Raw genomic sequence first — 17606 nt, forward strand, 5'->3', positions numbered from 1 at the left:
TTCCAACGGAAGTAGATTATCAGTATGGCGGCTTTCGCAACGGTCTACGAGGTCAAGGATTCTGAAGCTGTGATCCAGCTCGGGAATGGCACTCGTATGACTATGGATTTGCCTGTTTCGTCTGATCTGAGTATTGGTGATGTGGTGGAGATCGACGAGCAGGACGGCAGTTTTCTTGACCGTGTTGCGGAGAATGGTCTTGAGAGGGGAAATTCCGTAGCTGTGGTTGAGAAGGTTCTCGATGAAGACGTGCTTGTGAATAAAAATGGAGTGATCACTAAGGTCGCTAACCCAGAGAACCGGGATGTTAGAAAGGGTAATACTGTAGAACTGACCGGTGCAGACACTATCCGTAGTGTTCTAAGTGAGGAACCTGTTTCGTCTCTTTCCAATCTGCCTGAGGAAACCGATGTTGAGAAAATAGTGAGTTCACTTCGGAAGCAGTCGGATGATCTTGATGTCGGGTTTGATGATTTCGGCGGAATGTCTGATCAAATTCGGCAGGTCCAGGAACGTGTAGAACTGTATTTACAAGAGCGTGAGAGGCTTGAAGAGATAGGTACTGAGACCAATATGGGTGCGATTTTCTATGGCCCTGCTGGGACTGGAAAGACGCATTTTGCGAGGATCTTGGCTAATGAATCAGACGCCACGTTCTACCGGATTCGAGGTCCGGAAATCGTCACGAAGTGGGTTGGGGATACGGAAGAGATTATTCGTGCTTTGTTTAGAGACGCTGCTAAGGATGAGAATGAACCATCGATAGTCTACTTTGACGAGATCGATAGCTTAGGAAGCGAGAGGGGAGATGATGCAAATCAACAGTTCGGGAACAGGGTAGTGGCACAATTACTCTCTGAGATGGATGGTTTCGAACAAGACGATGAGAGCATCATGGTAATCGCGTCTACAAACCGGATTGAGGACATTGATGATGCTCTTCTTAGGTCAGGCCGTTTCGATTGGAAGATTCCTTTTCCAGAGCCGACACCCGAGGAACGGGTGGAAATATTCGACACCCTGCGGGAGCAGTATGAGATCTCCGAGGAAGTGTCTTCGGAGCAAATCGCGGGTATGACGGATGAATGGACTGGTGCTGAGCTGAAATCCCTTCTGAATGAGGCAGGCGCACTCTGTGTAGCAGATGATCGTTCTGAGATCAAACTAGTGGATCTAATCAAAAGTTATGAGCGGAGACAGAGACAGAGGGTGAATAAATAATGGTAATAACAAGATCTGTCTTTCTCTTACTTCGGTTGAAAAACTGGATTTGGAAAAAGCTTGGATGGACAAGCCTGCCGCCTCTCCGTGAGTTTGTATATATGGAGGAAGACACCGTCATCAGTCTTTTAGCCTCTACTACTGGCGGAATTACGGAACAACAGACGACAGGCCAAAAGAAGAGAATCTCCAGCAGTATTACTGGGAATCTGGGTGTCAGCCAGGCGGGTGTCAAGTCTAGTATCGGTGCTTCGAAGGAGGAATCCTCAGAAGTTGTCCGGCAATACGTGATAGAGTCAAATTTTAAAGAGCTCTATGATATGCGGGAAGACAAGCTTGTTATCTCGGATAACACCGAGCTAGACTATGATAATCCATCTGTCATAACTAACGGCTCTGAGAAAGAGGATGATCCCTCCTTTTCTGAGGCAAAGACCGAGGAATTGGAGAGAGGAAATCTGATTGAGGTTGATGTGGAACTGGGCTCGGCAGAGGTTTTCGATTATTACCGGGTGATTCAGGCGTTCGATAATATATTCGAGACCATCTCTTCAAAGTCCGATCTCAGAGAACAATTGGACGCTCAAGATCTATCTTCTGAAGAGATTGAGATGGTTATCGAACTAATGGAAATTCTGATGGCGGATTTGATCCCTATCGTAGGCACTGCCAAGAACTATGGTGTGGCTGAAAATTCGGAGGTTATTGTTGACAAGACGTGGGTAGATCAAAATGGCATTGGGTACGAGGAGTTAGATGTAGTGGGATTCGTGGATGAAGACAATCTTTGGTTAGATCCTACTCGTGTATTGTTTGATGATGCCGAATTTACAGTATAAGCGCGTGTGGATAACCCTCTGGTTCGGGGCGAGTGGATGCCGATGAAGCTTCTTGATGTCGTGGACAAAGTGTTCCCTGGTATAGGAGACGATATCAAAAATCTGCCCGATGCATTCAGTGATGTAGAAACGGATGGACAACGGTCTTTGAACACTTCTGATAGTCAGCTACCTATCCAGTCGTCTCTACGTGATGATTTGTCGGCCTATATCGAAGAGATTGAAGCAGAGCTCGATCTGGAGATTGACGACGAGGATAAGGAGGCTATCGTAGAAGAGGTGGGAGAGACCATAGATAGAACGGGTGAGGTAGATGATAGAATTGGGGCCTTCCAAGAAGTTGAGGAGAAATTGAGAGACAAGGATTATGATATCCAAGTGGATGAGGACCTTAGCGTTGAATTAGCTAGCCGTGTTTGGAGGGAAGATGAGGTTGATCTGGGCGAATCTGATGAGGCAGAGGACGATGGTTACTATTTGGAGACCAGCTTCGTCGCAATCTATTGGTAGGCCTGAGCTCCCAGTCGTTTAAATAGCTACGTGGAATCTCGGTACTTCTCCATACTGCAACTCAACCTCATCCGTGTCCAAGTCTCAACGCTTTGCATCGAAGTTCGCCACCTGTAAACGGAGAGTCGGGTGGTTGATCAGGGAGCAGCTGCCCGTACAAACGAGATGATAACAGCCGCAAAGACCCCAATAACAGCGACACCAGCGGCCAGCTTGACAACCACGGTAATGAGGCCACTCACAACCCCCGCATTCGCTCCGAGAATAATAGCGGCAGCACCAAAACAGACAGCCAGAACCATAGCGGCGACTGCTGCTTCGACGATCTGTTCGGTCATATTCATATCTTTGAGGAAACCTTCATAAGTTTTCTGTGGCGTTTTAATTAGTTATGACCTGGCGCGCCTCGAAAAAGTAGTTGAGAGCTGTATTAGCCACAGCACGCCGTTCTTGCTCAGGGACAGACCCATCACAAACATCAAGCAGTTTGGATACACCTTCACGTCGCAGGTCCAACAGTGTCGCGTGCTGATCAAGCGAAAGACCAGCATGAGACAAGCGGTAGGAGACTTCAGTTCGTGGAATTCCCGAGGAGAGCGACTCACGGGCTTGACTCAGTTTGGACTGGGCCGTATCGTATTGCGACTGTTCGTAGGCTCGGATGCCTGATTCAATCGTCATTGCCGTATCAAGATAGGTTTGCTGAGCAGTGAGGTGTCGGTCAAACACATCGCGCTGAACACGAAGGGAATCGATGACTTGGCTCTGATCTGGGACAAGCTTGCGACCGTTTGAGGTGATAGTCTCAGGATCCTTTTTCGACTGGCTAAGTCGCGTGATAAACTCCTCGAATGATCCAAGGTCGAATGCGGTTACAGGATCATACCCGATGCTTCGCCTATGGCGGAGTACCTCCAGTTCAGACTCAGCCACCTGTGACAGGAGGGTTGTCCCCGTATTTAGCGTCCTTACGAGCGTGTCATAATAGTCTATCGCAGCATTAAGAGCGGAGACCTGTTGCTCGGTTTGTGTTCCCCCCGAGTCGTGTTGATCGAGAGTATCAGTAACCGATTTCAGCGCTTGAGTGATCTCATTGTAGAGGACGGGGACTTCCCGAGGATTGGCCATATCTGCGTCGTTGACCTGTCCAGCAACGTCTTCAAGCCGGGTTTCGGCCTGAGCGAGCTCGTCAGTATCTTTCGTTTGTGTGGAATCCGATTGAGTAATGAGAATCGACCCACCGCCCAGCGCGGCCACACCTAACAATAATTTCCGACGGACAACCTCCTCACGGAGGTCCTCAAAATCGAATCCGTCAGTAGATCGATCCGAATCTCCCACTACACCAGTCTACTGTATATAATGTTTAAATTCTTCCGGGGCAACCACCCGTTAGTGGCAGAACCGATCCCGAACCGAGTGGCAGATGTGCAGTCCAGTATCCAATCAGGACTGCGAGTACACGCACGGGGAGAGCGACGTATTCAGTCAGTCCAACTGGCCGATGAGCTGGCTTCGGTTTACGATCAAATTACCGACGCTCAGCTCCCGGCCACTACCGAGACTACTGACATCAGAGCGTTCTTCAGTGGTGTCGACAGAGATCTACAACGGACACGGAAGGCCGTCGAGGTCGTAGAAGATAGCCTCCAGATCGGCCTGGGCCACAGCAAACTGGCCCGTATTGCGATGACGGGCGCACAGTTGAGTTCCGGAGTAGCACTAGTAATTGCAGGACACAATCTTTTGATAAGCGCAGACAAACTGGATCGTGCGCACACCTCTATCGGGTCAGTTCAGGATATCGCTGCAAAACGATTCCACGAATTCTACCGTGCCATCGGTTTGTTCGTTGCGGAAGCGATTCTGTTCACAACTCCTCTCAATTATCGGATGGCTTGGAAGGGCACGCGTTATCTAAACAATAGATTCCTGTACTCGCTTCGTCATAGTGGGTTCTCTGGCTCGGTAGATGTGGCGTTGAAAGGCCTTCATCGTCTAATGCTCAGCGAGATTCATTACGCGATCCGGGGGATTCTGCCCGCAGCACTCCGAACCCCCGATGAGTTCGTAACATATCTAACCTCGATGGCAACACAGACGCTGGCGATACTCCGCGAATTCTCGGATCTGGGACTCGAAGACATTCCGGCCAAGGCGGAGGAGGTCGTCCACGAGTACCGGACGTTCGCTGAGAATACGTACGAAGTGGTGACCGCCGATGTTGATGTTGAGTCGGTAATTCAGGATGTGATCACACAGCTCTCAGGAGATGTTGACTTCTTCTCAGTCTCATCCCCCAACAAGAATACGAATCTGTAGTTAACACCTATTGGAACCCAGGATTTAGCGTTGCCAACACACAGCGTCCACCAATAGTGTCGGATGAATTCCCTGCGCCTGTGTGAAATGGAGGTAGTTCAGAGCGAATCTATCTTCCCCCTCATTCAGATATCCCCCAGAGACCTGAAAGGGAACTCGATCAATCGCCCCGAGTCCTCTAGTCAAGTGATCCGGTATCGGATCTTCAAGCTCTGATTGGACCGTCTCTGGCCAGTTTGAAAACGGGTTATCTGCGGTAATGTACAACGGACCAGGAAGATCACCTTCCGTTAACGGGGTGAGCGTAGGATTCTGTAGCGGTTCTACCTGGCTACCCTGGAACGTTACGAACTGTAGACCATGTCTATGGTCGTATACTGGGGGAGACGTCCCAATATCATCGTAGAACTCCTTGAGTGGGCTATCATCGAACGGGAGGTCTTGGAGAATGAGACCAAGATTTGAGCGAGTGAAACTCTCTGTTTCACGCTGCAGCTCAAACCAAAGGAGTCCGTAGTCAACAGGGAGAACACCGGCAATTACTGGTCCATAGTTCCAGCCCCGCTCAGTAGCGTCATCAAGCCGGGTGTAGATATCATCAAGACGACCGAGATCCATATAAAGGGATTCACTAGCCCGACCGATAAGATGAATATCGGCAACTCGAATCGAGTATCCGAATTGGCGTCCTATTTTCCCACCAAGATGTTCCTCAGCAGCTTCAAGAACGTCTGGGATATCTGCATATCCAGTCTGACCGGGGAACTGAGTTCGGAGCCGAACCGTGTGGGACTTGCGAATATAGTCGTGGAAGAACCCAAACCCGAACACGGCTGTATGGGTGTCGTTGGTGCGAATGGTGGCGCGTCGCTCGAATAGGTTGGACCTATTATCGTCACTAGAAAGAGGTTCAGGAGTGAAATTCAGATGCTCAGTTCGTTCAACCAGCGAACTCGGGACTGCTTCCTCACGTTGTGCCCGTCGCTGATAGAACTGATCGATTTCGCCAGAGGTCATTTCTCGCATCCCATCCTCATCCCGAATCCAGACCTGATATTCTCCATCATAGTCAACCTGTATGAGCCTCTGCTGAACTTGGTCGACATCGATACGGAGGACCCGATGTCCCATACACTCCTCAAATGAGATGTCCCAGAAGTTCTGTAGCTGCGGACTGGTGTACTGCTGAGCAATATGGGTAAGTTCTTGACGGGGTTCGTCGTCCGGTGAGAATGTTTGGTATAATAAGCCACCATCTTGGTGCCGAACTCCGATGATCATCGTTCCCCCCGCCTGATTGGCCATCGCCGACAGGATACGGACGACTTTCTTCTTTTGACCTGTCGTCTGGAGAATCTCCTTCGATTTGAATTCTAATCGAGAGTGCTCAGCCCCCGGATTTTCAGCAAATTCCGTCAGAAGATCCTCAGTATCGCGCTGAATCGTCATATACGCGTGATTGGGTCCGGATGGGATAAGATTAGGCAGTGAGCGAAGAGCAGCGCGTGAGTTTGTCAGGCCCTGATGGGTGAGGACCCTCTCGAAACGGGTCCCGAACACAGGTGAGAACAATGGCAATCAGAGACATCTACGAAACTGGCTTCGACGAAGACGTCCAAACGGAATCGAGCGCGAACCAGTGTCCCGAGTGCAACGGGCACGTCACCACGAACCTCAAGGAAACGGTCTGCGAGGACTGTGGCCTCGTTATTGAAGAGCAACGCCTCGATCACGGCCCGGAGTGGCGGGCGTTCGATGAGAACGAACGCGAGCGAACAGGTGCACCCCTGACTGCGGCCCGCCACGATCGAGGCCTCTCGACGGAGATCGGCCACGGAACCGATGCACACGGCAACGAACTCTCAGGGCAGAAACGCCGGCGGCTGGCCCGGATGCGGCGTGAGCAGACCCGTGGTCGCTGGCGATCCAAAGCAGAACGGAATCTCGCCCACGGACTCGGCGAGGTGCGCCGGCTGGCGAGTGCGCTCGAACTCTCCAAGTCGATTCGTGACCAGGCGTGCCAGTTCTTCCGAAGCGCTCAGAGTGAAGATCTGCTTCGTGGCAGATCTATCGAAGCCATCGGCGCAGCGAGTATCTACGGCACCTGCCGATGTAATCAACACCCGCTTCTCCTCGAGGACATCGTCGACGCCGCCCGAGTCGAGTCCACTCGTGTCACCAACGCCTACCGAACACTGAATCGCGAATTGGAACTTCCGACACCACCAATGCGCCCGACGTCGTTCATTCCGCGCCTGATCTCGGAGCTAAATTTAGACCACGACATTCGCCGCCGCGCGAACGAACTCGCAGAACACGCCGAAGGGACAGCCCTCACGAACGGCTGTCAGCCATCGGGCGTCGCGGCCGCCTGCGTCTATCTGGCCGCCCAAGAGCAGGGCGCGTTGATTACCCAATCCACCGTCGCGTCGGCAGCAGAGGTGTCAGTCGTGACGCTCCGAAGCCGGCGGGACGAACTCCAAGCGATCTGAGACGCCTCCAGTAGAGGAGCACCTACATACAGGAAGAGAGTCTACCAAGGAGTATGGATCTGGAAGAGACTGTCGAGTATCTGTCGACAGAGCTCGATATCGAGCGGAGTGAGCACGTTCGCGAGGTTGGTCGAGCGGTCGCCAAGCTCCGAGACTGACTCGGTCTCAGGCGACCAGATTTATCCCGTCATCGCCGAATCCGTTCCCGCGTTTTCTCACCCTTGAGTTTAAATACCAAACCGGGGGAAACGCGGACCGAATCGATGACTGACCGTAACTCAGACCGAGACGCGTTCCAACCTGTCGGGGAAGGCGCTCTCGTGCCGGACCCAGCGCTGGATCAGCCAGCGGACGGCCAGCCAACCCGCCAGCGTGAAGCCGCGCATTCGGGTGGGTATCCGGATGGAACAACCGACACAGACCGAGCCTGTGTCTCCTGTGGCGCATCGATCCCGGCGTCGCAACGAAAATGCCGGTTCTGTCTCGAACACGAACTCGACGCCGCGTCAGCGTCGGGTGCTGCGAGTTCCGAGCAAACACTCCGTGGTGTGATCCAGTTCCTCGTCGAATCCGGGATGTTCTATGGTGCAGTCGCGAAAGGGGCAGCTGCAGCGACACTCCTCACGTCAGGTCACGACGAGCCGATCGACGACTGTACGCTCATCTACGATCTCGACGACGAGCCCGCACCCCAGTTAACCGAGCGCTGGCCTACGCTCCCCGCTACTACTGAGGTGACCACAGCGGCTGGCGACGCGTTACTAACAGCGGCCCGTGAGCGGACAGCGTGGAACGAGAGGAGCGATCGTTCTCAGACGGAGATTCCACGCGTCTATGACGAGCGTGGCCAGGGAATTCGTGATGAGTCGTCCCTCGAGCACACGCTCGACGACAGCGATCAGCTCTGGATCGTCCCAGCAATCGCTGTTGAAACAGTACCCCACGAAACGGAATCCAGCAGTGCCGGAGCCGAAATTCCGACCGTGACAGCCCTCGAGTGCCAGCACTGTACGAGAGAAACAGAACATCGGTTCAGGACACGCGAGTCGCTCCCTGACGAGACCTGGACGGGCCAACCAATATGGGAGTGCGAGGTGTGTGGCACAGGTCGCTACGGGCCTGCTCCCGAATAGGGCAGGAGGAATCTCGATGGTTAACCAACAGTCTCCGATAGAGATGACTTCTGTTGGTTAATACGGTGAGTACCCTCAAGTCCGACGTCAGTCACGGCGGGCGTTCATTCGGCAGGGTTCGGAGCGGCTTGCCTCCACAAATCGGGGCGGGAACAGGGGTAGTGGGTAACGCACCGTGACATCGACGAGTCCGGAACGTCACGCCGACCACGGCACGGACGCATCATCAGAGGCTCGATGAACTCGCTGTCTAGACGGGCCAGGTCGGGAGCGAGGGCGCTCCATTCTTCCAGTGAATTGCATCTAGCGCGGGCGGGAACTGTTGTAGTCGGTCATCGAGGACGGCGAGTGGATGGGCATCGAGAAACGTCGCATTGTTCCGATCAACCGGCGTGTCTTCGTGATTGAGTTGGATATGACAGGGCCCAAGGTCCGGATGGTCGGCATCTTGGTGGAATCCGAGCATCAGATTTCGGTCCGGTTCGACCCAGTTTATGCGGTAGTATTCGTGGTCGACGCCGGCGGGGTACCAGAAGCGAATCTCCAGTCGTGCTGTCGCCGCATCGTAAGAGTCACTCAGGAACGTCGTCGGATCGACATCCGCGATGACGTAGCGGGGTCGGCGTCGAGACGGGCGATAGCTGACCTCTTCACACCCCGGCTGGTTCGTCAATCGGTCGTGAACGTCGCGGAGGAGGGTCCGCTGTGTATAGCGGTCGCGACCGGCAAGAAAGATCATTCTATGAGAGATGAGGATTAGCTCGTGGCGCGGTCAGCAACGTCGATCATCTGTTCGCGGGCGGCTTCGACGTCGGAGTAGAGTTCCAGTGCGTGCTTGATGAGGCGGCGATCCTCCTCGTTCTCACGCCAGAACGCGATGACGTCGCGGCGGTCCCGGAGCTCCGCACTTGCGAGGTCGCCGTCGGCGAGCGACTGTTCGAGTTCCTCCCACGTCTCGACGTCGTAGGTCGCCTGCCACTCCTCGATCTCCTCGGTGATCGCGGCCAATTCACTCCGCAGCTCCTCGCGGGTGTTTTCCTCGATGAGCGTGCGGATCTCCTCAAAGAGCAGGCGCGTGTAGTCCGGCTGGTAGCGCGTCGTCTCGCCGGCCTCGACGCGACGCAACTGGCCCTGGTCGACGAGATCCTGAAGTTCCTCGTTGGTCGTGCTCCAGGCGGCGTCGGCCTGCTCGCTGATCCAGTTAACTGAGCGGGGTTCGCGAAGTGACTCGGCGACCGCCCGAATGCGGTCGCGGGCGCTCATCGACTCAGTCCACGATTGGACCCCATCTCGCGGGGATTCGCTCATGGTTGGCACCTCTTGGGAAAGTGTTCGCACCCCGCTCTCATATATGTTTGTACTGTCTCGCATAATCAAGAGTGTGATGCGAGCGAAGGCGTCCGGACGTTGAAATGCGATACCGATAGAAGTTATGAGCCAACCGATGTACGACCGATATTCTGACTTTGCAGAACTACGGCCGACCGGCGAGGCATCCCACATCCCGGACACGATGCTGGACGACGGGTGTGAGAGTGACCTCCTGGCGCCAACGCGGTGCGACGAGCACTGGTGGCGACGCTGATGCGCCGACGACAGTCTCGTAAGGAGTCTTTCTGCGCCGGCGAGTGGTGAGGCGCTTCCGATGAATCAGCAAGTCGAACAAGGCTACCGGATGCATTGTGTGCTCAGCAATCTCAGCCGGCTCGATGTCGACCAGTTGGACGACGCGGATCGAGAGCGAGTCGAGACTGCAAGAGACCTCCTGGAAGAAGTGAGTCTACTCACGCGACCAGAGGACGGGAGCGGACCAGACGCCCCAACAGACGACTGATCGTCATCGCCGTCGAGGCCAGGGGCACTTCCAGTGTCGGTTTATCGCCCCCCAAGAGGGGTGCGGGGCTTCCCGCGAGTCCAGACATGGCGACACTACAAGCTGCGACGACGTCAACCGGCGCGATCGTATCGGATCCGCAGGCAGTCCGCGAACTCTGTGAGAACTACTGCTTCGGGACGCTCGACTGGGAGGTCACGGAGGAGGGCGAGCTCACTATCTGGGGATACGACGACTTCGAGGTATACGAGGCGCGGGAGAACGGCCTGCCGGACTACGAGGGCGGCATCGTGACCCACGAATTCTTGCGAGAACTCGCCGACCACCTCGAAGCCGACGAGGAACTCGACATCCAGACAGCGGGGTTCACGAAGTGTCGCTTCCCAGTACTGGCGAAGCGGTACGTCGTTCGCGACGGCGAAGTCCTCCACACGGACCTCAGTTCCCCCGAACCGATCGACGAGTAGCGTTGTTCATCCCCCGGGAGGGGTGCGGGGCGATCCAGTCGTGGGGCGCCCTGCGAGGTGATTGTTCAAATGGGTCACCGCGCACTCGTTGCGTACGAACGGACAGACGGACAGTACACGCTCCACTACTCTCATTGGGGTGCTGCGAACCTGAAGCTCAAGCACCGAATCTCGGCTGAGTCGCCGTTCGGTGGCGACAACACCGACTCAAAGTGGGCGAAACAGCTGCTGGCTGAACTGGCCGATGGCCTCGAGGCGGATGCCGTCGACGGCTACCTCACCGGCGAAGACCGCCCATCGACGGTCGTCGAGCCGAAGCCCCACGGCACCGACCTCACCCTCGAGGAGATCATCGCTGACCATCTCGACTACCTCCATCACGAGGCGTTCTACGTGGTGTCACCGACCTTCGAGGTGACCGCCTACCGGACGCTGTGGTTCGGCCTGCAGTACGATTCGGAGACAATCGACCACGGTGAGACGGTCGGGAACGGGGCGCTCGCGACCGTTCGGTGGCACGACGGCGAACCGGTCGGCGACGGACATCTGAAGGGGCAGTTCCGGGCGCTGAAGGACGTCGTCGGCGATATGGTCGACAAGGGTGTGTTCACCCAGTCGACTGCTCGCCAGTACCTCAAGCAGAAACTCGGCGAGTGGGTCGGGAAGCGGCAGGAGTTGCGCATCCCGAGCGGTGAAGTACCGTCTCCGGACGCGACACTCAGCCGCTCGTAGACCGATCTGCGTCGAAGCAGATGGTGTTTTTCTGGGGCAGAAAGGACTGAGCCCTACCGTAGGCTCGTGATTGGATGCCCGAGAAACCAGACGACGACCCATTCCACGATTGCGAACTAGGTCCCGACGCAGTCCTCGGGACACGCACCTTCCACGATGTCCTGTTCACCGACGATACCGAGACACCGGTGAACGTGCTCACCGGCGAGACGCCCGCACATTCGCAGGCGACCGTCGAGGAAGCGAAGGCGTTCGCTGCGAGTATCGACACGGACACACCACAAATCGCGCTCCCGGCCTCTGTCGAGACGCAGGTCGAGACCCAGAGCAAGCCCTACACCTCAGCTGCGTTCTTCCACTTCAAGGCGACGGGGTCACTCGAACGACACCGTGCCTACCACGCCGCGTACGACTCGGATGCGTTCACCGTCGACTTCGAGGCCGACTACGCGTCGGGCGATCTAACCATCACAGTCGAGCGAGCGAACGAGTCCTAAGAATCGACCGCTAGATCAGGTTTTTCGAGCGCCGGCGATGGGTGCCGGCGCAGCAGGAGCGAGCAACGACTCCCGGTGCGTCGGCGCTTCGAGGTGTTCGAGATGCACATGGTCATTTACAGTCTGGTAGAAGCATCGACAGAAGACGAAGCACTATCCACCGGAAAGACGGTGTTCGACCGCCTGGTCGGCGCGGACCCACATGCCGGCGCCGTCTTCGACTACCACGTGACTTTCGATGAGGAGGACACGTCCGTTGCGGGGAAGGCGCGATGGGGTGAGTTGCCGACTGCAGCCCCCATCGACTCTGATGACGGCCAAGACCTGCTTGAGCGTGGATGGGAGGCGACGAAAGAGGAGTTCGAGCGGAATCTCGAACGGGTGAGAGAAGCACTTGACGAACTCTCCGACGAGGAGATTATGCGCGACGAAGATCTCGCTCGGCACGCCTTCCACCAAGTCGGCGCCTACGACGGGCCAACAATCTTCCTGTACAACGAATATGCGAACGGTATCCGTCACCGTGAGCAGCTGGATCAAGTGCTGGAGGAGAGCGAGGAGCTCTGGATCGTGCCCGCCGACGTCCACTTCTAACAGATGTCCCGGATCACAAATTGGAAGCGGAAGAGCCGCACGCCCACACTCGCATACCGGAATACCGAGACCGGAGCTCGGGCTGTCTTACACCGAGCCCCGGGCTCGTACCGCTACAAATGGCGTGGCGCAATCCTCGTCGACGGCTACCCGGTGTGGTCGCGGGGGTACGAGACAAAAGACGCGAAATCGTTCCGTGACGAGCTCCGTGACCGGCCAGCTCCCGAACTGAGTTGTCCCGAGTGTCCGAACAGCGACGTGGCAATCGGTGGGAAAACGGCTGACGGCGCGAAGGTTCAGCGCTGGTTCGAGTGTCGGAACTGTGGGTACGAAACATCCTCGAGAATCGTGTACGGCGCCGAGCGCTGATTGATTGGAACGTATCTGCGGTGACGTTTATTTTGGGCCGGGATGGGTGGCCCGTCTCAATCGGGCCAGATCCACAGATGAGTCTGGAAGTCATCGACCGCCACAGCGAAGCACTGTTCGAGTTCCTCTGGTGCCCCGTCTGCGGGCACCAGGTATTCAGCCACATTCCCTTCGAGGGGGTGTTCTGCAAGAACTGCAACACGCAGGTTGAACTCCAAGAATCACGGGAGACACGCGGCTACGAGGAGGCTGTCCTCGCTTGCTTCGACACGGATTCGACGTGGAACCTTCACGTCGACGAAAAACTGCGTCGTGACCTGCCTGATGGGTCGGCACGGGTGAAAATCCTCGGTGCACCGGGTGCCTACGAGGTTGACTGGTGGAGTCCAGCACCCGGTGATGACTGGCAGCCGGTCGAACGAGGCGAGTTCGACGATGTCGACGAACCAGCCGATATCTCCCATCTCGCGTAGGGGCAAGCAGTCCCTGGGACTGTTTTTCACCCCCTGAGGGGTGCGGGGGTGCTCGAACGAGTAGCTCCCGAACAGACCGATGAGGAGACCTAGCGACACACACTCGATTGAACAGACACGCCCAGCGAGCGACTGCGACATCGCCTACGTCGGGTATCGGCAGAGCGGGCAGGCTATCGTTGAGAAACGTCCCGGCCAAGAACGGCTCACACCAGAGCGGAGTCTCGCGCTGGTGAATCACAGTCCCTCGGGATTCGAATGGGGATATGGTGGTAGTGGTCCGGCACAACTCGCGCTCGCACTCCTCCTCGACTACACGGGAGACGAGGCGTTCGCCCTCGACCACTACCAGGAGTTCAAAACCGAGGTCGTGAGCCAACTGGACTGTGCTGGGTCTGCTGGAAGCTGGCGACTCACCGGGCCCGAGATCGACGCAGTCCTTCACGAAACACCCGGCGAGCCAGCCGCACCGTCCATCTAAATACCAATCACCGAAAGTAACCCATGTCAGAACATACCCAACCATCTCGTACGGATGGCGAATCGGCTGAATCGAGCGAACAGACGACACGAACGGAGTACGTCGAACGCAGTGACGTCGGCGTCTCCCTCACCATAAAGCTCAAGCGTGGAACCGGTACCAGAGATCAGGACGAGGTAATCGCGAAAGCGAAAGGCAAGACCCTCGAAGACGCTCGCGAGGACATGGAAACCCTCAGAGAATACATCCACGATCTCGCAGAGGACGCTCGCCAAATCCAACCCGAAGAAGACGGGTAACGACGAGGGCCGTTTTTTGTCGCCTCAGCAGTGGCGGAGGCGATTATCAGTGAGCAATCCAGACGGTCAAACAACAGACACAAGCGATCTTTCGCCAGAACAACGGCTCGAGCCCCCGAATACGCGACTCATCAACGCTGGTATCGTGACGATCAACGATATGGAGACGCTGCGAGCCTGCGTCGCCTACGAGAACGCGAATCAGCAACGGGTCCAAATCCTCCGCCGGCTTGAACAGCGGGCCAGCGAACTCCGCGCACAAGACGATTGACCCAACGCCCGGAGGTGTCTGTCGGAGCCTCGGTGGGTGGAGGCTCAATCCAGATGAGCGATCGACCAGAGATCGAGATTCAACGACAGACCGCATTCGGTGACGATGGTCAACTCGAAGTAACCGAAACAAGCGTCGAGACCTCGCTTGAGGACTTCGGCGCTGACGTGGATCATCGTGACCGGGATTCGCGTCTTGATCACCCCGAGGCGAGTGAGTTCGGCGTCGACGATCGACCCGAAGTTGAGCAAACATCCGAGGGAGATCAGTCAACACTCTTCGCTGATACGGACGAGGATCAGCAGACCCTCACTGGCGACGATGCAGCCGCTCGCTGTCTCTTCGAAGAATAGACTTGCCTCTATCGATTGATTGTCTGATGAATTGTTGTAGTCTGGACTATAATAGTCTGAATTCTAATTTTGAAGCGACGCTGAGGGGCTAATAGCCGGTGGTGGTTTTTCGACCCCCAGCAGGGGCGTGGGGAATCCGAACGCCCGCATGCAACCGATGGAGATGAATTCGACTACCGACCCACGAGCAGTCGTACAGGATGCGAGTGAGCGATGGCAGGCGAGTGCAGACTGCGTTGAGTACGTCGGAATGCGTGTCGACGGAACGCCAGTGGTCCTGAACCTCACCGCACACGAACGCCTCTCCCCAAATCGAAGTCTCGGTCTCGTGCGGCATAGCCCGGCGGGATTCGACTGGGGCTATACGGAAAGCGGACCGGCACAGCTCGCCTGTGCGCTCCTCCTCGATTACACCGACAACGAAACTGTCGCCCAGCAACACTACATCCAGTTCCGCAACGACGTGGTCAGTCAGCTGGTGTGTGATGGCCCGGCCGACTGCTGGCACCTCACCGGGGAGGATATCGAGGCGGCACTCGCCGAATTCGAAGAGTACCGAGCACTCACGCCAGATGGTGGGACGCCGTCATCGTCACTGCCGGCGAATTGGAGTGCGGTGAGCCGGACAAATCGGACAGTCTTCCAACGTCGAGATATCGACCACTACGTCGTCCTCGCCGAAGGGAGCGAAGAGTGGTTGATCATACTTTGTGCGCAGGGGGACCGGGCGTATCCCGCCCCGCTTGACCATCGAACACTTCCGGTCGAGAACGACCCTGCCTCAGCTGTTCAGGCACTCGTCGCTGAGAGTAACGACCTCGTCGAGCCAGAGGAGGCCAACTGATGGAGAAATTCCGACTTTCGCGAGCAACGTACCAGCTCATCGAACGCGCTGTCACGGCGCTGGAGTGCATCGGCCGAGAACTCGAGCGATACAACGACCGGCACGAGCGAACAGCTGGGAAAGACACAGACGAGACGAATCCCGGCGAATCATGACTGGCGAAGCGACGCTTGACGACTTCGAGACCGAGAATTCAGCTGGTAAGTCCCGCTCGCTCACGCTGGAAGAGCGACTCCTCACCCTGATCTCTCCGTCCATCGGTCTGCGAGTGATTCCCGGTCGCGGCACTCCGCTCTATCTCCAAAATCGGGGAAGAGAGCGGTATCTCTTCCGCGACGACCACGATCGGTGGTTCATCCTCCAACCGTCGGCGAAAGACTCTGAACAGGCGTTCGTCCGCTGGGTGTATCTCCCAGCAGACAGGCCCGAACGGCTGGTGCAGTCGGCGCTTCGTCGACGGACGGTGATCGGGTACGACTACGTCCGGCGGTCGGTTGCACCAGACCCAATCAGATCAACGGTGACGGCGATGTTCGTCACGGAACGCTGGCCCGAGACAGCCTACGAATGTGGATCGTGTGAGACGCTGTTCGATACAGCACGAGAGCACGCCCTCCATTGCTGGGATGTTCATCCCTGGGTGCCGAATCCAGAGCAGGTACGCCGGCGGCGTCAGCCCGACGAGTGAGTTGGAAAATCCTGGGCAGGTATCGAAGCCGTCCAGATAATTAACCAACAAAGTGCGAGTTCTGGATTTAATGTTGGTTAATAGCGGACCGCGGCTCCGTTTATTGCCCCTCTGAGAGGGTGCAGGGCGGGCGGATTCGCCCTCGCAGACCACATTCATGTCGCTCGATATCAGCCCCAGCAGCAGCACTGAACGCGAGATTGCCGCTGCCAGACAAGCCGACAGCGTGGCGTTCCTTCATCGAGCGCCGTTCTCTCTGGATGCCTACAGGCTCGGCTACCTACCTGGGTTCCGAGAGGACTGCGGATATCAGCAGACTCAGTTCAAGCATTTGGACATCCCCGTCGGGATGTTGGATAACGACTTTCGGAATCCCGATCTGGATCGATACGTCGCCCAGTTTTTCGAACACGAACCCAAGGTCGGCGTGATTGGGGACGTGTACGATCCCGACGACGTCGATAGATACGTGGCCGCCGCACGCGAGATACAGGCGAGCTATCCCGATGCAGACCTCGTCATCGTCCCCAAGTGCCGCAAGGTGATCGACATGATTCCCGACGACCTCGTGCTCGGCTACTCACGAGGGTATGCCGACCGATTGGCGCATGAGTTCTCCGAGCCGACCGACTGGCGTGGCCGCCGTGTGCATATCCTCGGTGGCAGCCCACCGAAACAGTGGGACGTTATCCAGCAGCTGACCCGACCGACACTAACCGACGACCCACCGGCCGACATCGTCGGCCTCGATTGGAACGGGCTGCATCGCGGCGCGCAGTTCGGGGAGTTCTGGACAGCTGATGGGTGGGATGATAGCGGACGTGACGCCTCCCACGTCACAGTTCGGAAGACAGTCCGACACAGTCTCGTCCGGATCAAGGCCTTCTGGCAGTCTCACGGTGTGTGGCCCGACTCGACACCACATAACGACATCCTCGAAATCGAGTACGAGGGCCCGTCACCAACCGATCTCGATAGTGCTGTGTGTACCGAATGCGAAGCGAACGTCTGGACGACTCAGCGCGGTCCATTCGTCGCCGAGTATGATACCGGCGCAGTCTGTGGCTACTGCAGTTACGACTGCTACTTTGCCCACCGCCATCGAAATAACCTTGAGGAAATCGCCGGCGAGCAGAGCGTCTACCTCCCGCCGGCGTGACGCTACGAGTGGTTTTTCGCGCCCCGGA

At 56.4% G+C, this 17606-nt stretch carries 26 protein-coding genes and 1 pseudogene; 22 read left to right on the forward strand and 5 right to left on the reverse strand.

What is annotated here, in order from left to right:
- Nucleotides 1-24 precede the first annotated feature (24 nt).
- From MUG96_RS21015 to MUG96_RS21025, 3 genes are read left to right on the forward strand one after another with little or no spacing between them, the layout of a single operon-like run.
- Nucleotides 25-1221, forward strand: a complete 1197-nt coding sequence (locus MUG96_RS21015; RefSeq protein WP_246989471.1) for an ATP-binding protein — start codon at nucleotides 25-27, stop codon at nucleotides 1219-1221.
- Complete coding sequence (locus MUG96_RS21020; RefSeq protein WP_443984578.1) at nucleotides 1221-2060, forward strand: DUF6414 family protein; 840 nt, start codon at nucleotides 1221-1223, stop codon at nucleotides 2058-2060. The genes MUG96_RS21015 and MUG96_RS21020 overlap by 1 nt, the downstream gene beginning before the upstream one ends.
- Nucleotides 2061-2102: 42 nt before the next feature.
- Nucleotides 2103-2570, forward strand: coding sequence for a hypothetical protein (locus MUG96_RS21025; protein WP_246989473.1), 468 nt, complete (start codon nucleotides 2103-2105; stop codon nucleotides 2568-2570).
- Between the two features lie 137 nt (nucleotides 2571-2707).
- Here the strand turns inward: MUG96_RS21025 and MUG96_RS21030 are convergent, their stop codons facing one another.
- Together MUG96_RS21030 and MUG96_RS21035 are read right to left on the reverse strand one after the other, a co-directional pair.
- Nucleotides 2708-2908 (reverse strand): hypothetical protein, encoded by a 201-nt coding sequence (locus tag MUG96_RS21030; protein ID WP_246989474.1) that lies wholly within the window; start codon nucleotides 2906-2908, stop codon nucleotides 2708-2710.
- 43 nt (nucleotides 2909-2951) lie between these two features.
- Nucleotides 2952-3911, reverse strand: a complete 960-nt coding sequence (locus MUG96_RS21035; RefSeq protein ID WP_246989475.1) for a hypothetical protein — start codon at nucleotides 3909-3911, stop codon at nucleotides 2952-2954.
- 54 nt (nucleotides 3912-3965) lie between these two features.
- Between MUG96_RS21035 and MUG96_RS21040 the strand changes: the two genes are divergently transcribed.
- Nucleotides 3966-4892 carry a hypothetical protein gene (locus MUG96_RS21040; RefSeq protein ID WP_246989476.1) on the forward strand — a complete coding sequence of 309 codons (927 nt, stop codon included), beginning with the start codon at nucleotides 3966-3968 and terminating at the stop codon, nucleotides 4890-4892.
- A gap of 24 nt (nucleotides 4893-4916) precedes the next feature.
- Here MUG96_RS21040 and MUG96_RS21045 read toward each other — a convergent pair whose 3' ends face one another.
- A complete protein-coding gene (locus MUG96_RS21045; RefSeq protein WP_246989477.1) occupies nucleotides 4917-6341 on the reverse strand; it encodes an AlbA family DNA-binding domain-containing protein in 1425 nt (474 codons plus the stop codon).
- Between the two features lie 122 nt (nucleotides 6342-6463).
- Between MUG96_RS21045 and MUG96_RS21050 the strand changes: the two genes are divergently transcribed.
- Together MUG96_RS21050 and MUG96_RS21055 are read left to right on the forward strand one after the other, a co-directional pair.
- A complete protein-coding gene (locus MUG96_RS21050; protein WP_246989478.1) occupies nucleotides 6464-7384 on the forward strand; it encodes a transcription initiation factor IIB in 921 nt (306 codons plus the stop codon).
- Between the two features lie 263 nt (nucleotides 7385-7647).
- Nucleotides 7648-8517 (forward strand): biosurfactant protein 1, encoded by an 870-nt coding sequence (locus MUG96_RS21055; protein WP_246989479.1) that lies wholly within the window; start codon nucleotides 7648-7650, stop codon nucleotides 8515-8517.
- 250 nt (nucleotides 8518-8767) lie between these two features.
- Here the strand turns inward: MUG96_RS21055 and MUG96_RS21060 are convergent, their stop codons facing one another.
- On the reverse strand, nucleotides 8768-9256 hold the full coding sequence (locus MUG96_RS21060; protein ID WP_246989480.1) for a hypothetical protein: 489 nt from the start codon (nucleotides 9254-9256) through the stop codon (nucleotides 8768-8770).
- A gap of 17 nt (nucleotides 9257-9273) precedes the next feature.
- Nucleotides 9274-9825, reverse strand: a complete 552-nt coding sequence (locus MUG96_RS21065) for a DUF7342 family protein (RefSeq protein ID WP_246989481.1) — start codon at nucleotides 9823-9825, stop codon at nucleotides 9274-9276.
- A gap of 136 nt (nucleotides 9826-9961) precedes the next feature.
- Here MUG96_RS21065 and MUG96_RS24500 point away from each other — a divergent pair.
- The 16 genes and pseudogenes from MUG96_RS24500 to MUG96_RS21140 form a co-directional block, all read left to right on the forward strand.
- Nucleotides 9962-10112: pseudogene (locus MUG96_RS24500) on the forward strand (biosurfactant protein 1); the annotation flags it as partial.
- Nucleotides 10113-10162: 50 nt separating this feature from the next.
- Nucleotides 10163-10351, forward strand: a complete 189-nt coding sequence (locus tag MUG96_RS21070) for a DUF8012 family protein (RefSeq protein WP_050048121.1) — start codon at nucleotides 10163-10165, stop codon at nucleotides 10349-10351.
- A gap of 86 nt (nucleotides 10352-10437) precedes the next feature.
- A complete protein-coding gene (locus tag MUG96_RS21075; protein ID WP_246989482.1) occupies nucleotides 10438-10818 on the forward strand; it encodes a hypothetical protein in 381 nt (126 codons plus the stop codon).
- 69 nt (nucleotides 10819-10887) lie between these two features.
- Entirely contained in the window at nucleotides 10888-11550 is a 663-nt protein-coding gene (locus MUG96_RS21080; RefSeq protein ID WP_246989483.1) for a DUF6735 family protein, read from the forward strand.
- A gap of 74 nt (nucleotides 11551-11624) precedes the next feature.
- Nucleotides 11625-12047 carry a DUF8025 family protein gene (locus MUG96_RS21085; RefSeq protein WP_246989484.1) on the forward strand — a complete coding sequence of 141 codons (423 nt, stop codon included), beginning with the start codon at nucleotides 11625-11627 and terminating at the stop codon, nucleotides 12045-12047.
- 102 nt (nucleotides 12048-12149) lie between these two features.
- Nucleotides 12150-12641: a DUF7995 family protein gene (locus tag MUG96_RS21090; protein WP_246989485.1), complete on the forward strand. Its 492-nt coding sequence runs from the start codon at nucleotides 12150-12152 to the stop codon at nucleotides 12639-12641.
- A 3-nt stretch (nucleotides 12642-12644) separates the two neighbouring features.
- Nucleotides 12645-13010, forward strand: coding sequence for a DUF7568 family protein (locus MUG96_RS21095; protein WP_246989486.1), 366 nt, complete (start codon nucleotides 12645-12647; stop codon nucleotides 13008-13010).
- A 77-nt stretch (nucleotides 13011-13087) separates the two neighbouring features.
- The gene (locus MUG96_RS21100; protein WP_246989487.1) at nucleotides 13088-13483 is read left to right on the forward strand and encodes a DUF7567 family protein; all 396 of its coding nucleotides are present in this window, start codon (nucleotides 13088-13090) and stop codon (nucleotides 13481-13483) included.
- A gap of 79 nt (nucleotides 13484-13562) precedes the next feature.
- Nucleotides 13563-13964, forward strand: a complete 402-nt coding sequence (locus tag MUG96_RS21105) for a DUF6166 domain-containing protein (RefSeq protein ID WP_246989488.1) — start codon at nucleotides 13563-13565, stop codon at nucleotides 13962-13964.
- 23 nt (nucleotides 13965-13987) lie between these two features.
- Entirely contained in the window at nucleotides 13988-14263 is a 276-nt protein-coding gene (locus MUG96_RS21110; protein WP_227262442.1) for a DUF7389 domain-containing protein, read from the forward strand.
- A gap of 49 nt (nucleotides 14264-14312) precedes the next feature.
- On the forward strand, nucleotides 14313-14534 hold the full coding sequence (locus MUG96_RS21115; protein WP_227262441.1) for a DUF8129 domain-containing protein: 222 nt from the start codon (nucleotides 14313-14315) through the stop codon (nucleotides 14532-14534).
- A 53-nt stretch (nucleotides 14535-14587) separates the two neighbouring features.
- Nucleotides 14588-14887 (forward strand): hypothetical protein, encoded by a 300-nt coding sequence (locus MUG96_RS21120; protein ID WP_227262440.1) that lies wholly within the window; start codon nucleotides 14588-14590, stop codon nucleotides 14885-14887.
- Nucleotides 14888-15044: 157 nt separating this feature from the next.
- Nucleotides 15045-15731 carry a DUF6166 domain-containing protein gene (locus tag MUG96_RS21125; protein WP_246989489.1) on the forward strand — a complete coding sequence of 229 codons (687 nt, stop codon included), beginning with the start codon at nucleotides 15045-15047 and terminating at the stop codon, nucleotides 15729-15731.
- Nucleotides 15731-15886 (forward strand): hypothetical protein, encoded by a 156-nt coding sequence (locus MUG96_RS21130; protein ID WP_246989490.1) that lies wholly within the window; start codon nucleotides 15731-15733, stop codon nucleotides 15884-15886. The genes MUG96_RS21125 and MUG96_RS21130 overlap by 1 nt, the downstream gene beginning before the upstream one ends.
- Nucleotides 15883-16419 (forward strand): hypothetical protein, encoded by a 537-nt coding sequence (locus MUG96_RS21135; protein WP_246989491.1) that lies wholly within the window; start codon nucleotides 15883-15885, stop codon nucleotides 16417-16419. The genes MUG96_RS21130 and MUG96_RS21135 overlap by 4 nt, the downstream gene beginning before the upstream one ends.
- Nucleotides 16420-16576: 157 nt before the next feature.
- The gene (locus tag MUG96_RS21140; RefSeq protein WP_246989492.1) at nucleotides 16577-17578 is read left to right on the forward strand and encodes a DUF6610 family protein; all 1002 of its coding nucleotides are present in this window, start codon (nucleotides 16577-16579) and stop codon (nucleotides 17576-17578) included.
- Nucleotides 17579-17606: the final 28 nt, after the last annotated feature.

This window comes from Halorientalis marina (assembly GCF_023028345.1).
Lineage (GTDB): Archaea > Halobacteriota > Halobacteria > Halobacteriales > Haloarculaceae > Halorientalis > Halorientalis marina.

What these genes read in the sequence shown, in the direction of transcription:
- MUG96_RS21015 (WP_246989471.1), top strand. Translation starts at nt 25, where the DNA reads ATGGCGGCTTTCGCAACGGTCTACGAGGTCAAGGATTCTGAAGCTGTG.
- MUG96_RS21110 (WP_227262442.1), top strand. Translation starts at nt 13,988, where the DNA reads ATGTCAGAACATACCCAACCATCTCGTACGGATGGCGAATCGGCTGAA.
- MUG96_RS21120 (WP_227262440.1), top strand. Translation starts at nt 14,588, where the DNA reads ATGAGCGATCGACCAGAGATCGAGATTCAACGACAGACCGCATTCGGT.
- MUG96_RS21125 (WP_246989489.1), top strand. Translation starts at nt 15,045, where the DNA reads ATGGAGATGAATTCGACTACCGACCCACGAGCAGTCGTACAGGATGCG.
- MUG96_RS21085 (WP_246989484.1), top strand. Translation starts at nt 11,625, where the DNA reads ATGCCCGAGAAACCAGACGACGACCCATTCCACGATTGCGAACTAGGT.
- MUG96_RS21075 (WP_246989482.1), top strand. Translation starts at nt 10,438, where the DNA reads ATGGCGACACTACAAGCTGCGACGACGTCAACCGGCGCGATCGTATCG.
- MUG96_RS21070 (WP_050048121.1), top strand. Translation starts at nt 10,163, where the DNA reads ATGAATCAGCAAGTCGAACAAGGCTACCGGATGCATTGTGTGCTCAGC.
- MUG96_RS21065 (WP_246989481.1), bottom strand. Translation starts at nt 9,825, where the DNA reads ATGAGCGAATCCCCGCGAGATGGGGTCCAATCGTGGACTGAGTCGATG.
- MUG96_RS21080 (WP_246989483.1), top strand. Translation starts at nt 10,888, where the DNA reads ATGGGTCACCGCGCACTCGTTGCGTACGAACGGACAGACGGACAGTAC.
- MUG96_RS21140 (WP_246989492.1), top strand. Translation starts at nt 16,577, where the DNA reads ATGTCGCTCGATATCAGCCCCAGCAGCAGCACTGAACGCGAGATTGCC.
- MUG96_RS21090 (WP_246989485.1), top strand. Translation starts at nt 12,150, where the DNA reads ATGCACATGGTCATTTACAGTCTGGTAGAAGCATCGACAGAAGACGAA.
- MUG96_RS21045 (WP_246989477.1), bottom strand. Translation starts at nt 6,341, where the DNA reads ATGACGATTCAGCGCGATACTGAGGATCTTCTGACGGAATTTGCTGAA.
- MUG96_RS21100 (WP_246989487.1), top strand. Translation starts at nt 13,088, where the DNA reads ATGAGTCTGGAAGTCATCGACCGCCACAGCGAAGCACTGTTCGAGTTC.
- MUG96_RS21050 (WP_246989478.1), top strand. Translation starts at nt 6,464, where the DNA reads ATGGCAATCAGAGACATCTACGAAACTGGCTTCGACGAAGACGTCCAA.
- MUG96_RS21025 (WP_246989473.1), top strand. Translation starts at nt 2,103, where the DNA reads ATGAAGCTTCTTGATGTCGTGGACAAAGTGTTCCCTGGTATAGGAGAC.
- MUG96_RS21060 (WP_246989480.1), bottom strand. Translation starts at nt 9,256, where the DNA reads ATGATCTTTCTTGCCGGTCGCGACCGCTATACACAGCGGACCCTCCTC.
- MUG96_RS21095 (WP_246989486.1), top strand. Translation starts at nt 12,645, where the DNA reads ATGTCCCGGATCACAAATTGGAAGCGGAAGAGCCGCACGCCCACACTC.
- MUG96_RS21020 (WP_443984578.1), top strand. Translation starts at nt 1,221, where the DNA reads ATGGTAATAACAAGATCTGTCTTTCTCTTACTTCGGTTGAAAAACTGG.
- MUG96_RS21030 (WP_246989474.1), bottom strand. Translation starts at nt 2,908, where the DNA reads ATGACCGAACAGATCGTCGAAGCAGCAGTCGCCGCTATGGTTCTGGCT.
- MUG96_RS21135 (WP_246989491.1), top strand. Translation starts at nt 15,883, where the DNA reads ATGACTGGCGAAGCGACGCTTGACGACTTCGAGACCGAGAATTCAGCT.
- MUG96_RS21055 (WP_246989479.1), top strand. Translation starts at nt 7,648, where the DNA reads ATGACTGACCGTAACTCAGACCGAGACGCGTTCCAACCTGTCGGGGAA.
- MUG96_RS21105 (WP_246989488.1), top strand. Translation starts at nt 13,563, where the DNA reads ATGAGGAGACCTAGCGACACACACTCGATTGAACAGACACGCCCAGCG.
- MUG96_RS21130 (WP_246989490.1), top strand. Translation starts at nt 15,731, where the DNA reads ATGGAGAAATTCCGACTTTCGCGAGCAACGTACCAGCTCATCGAACGC.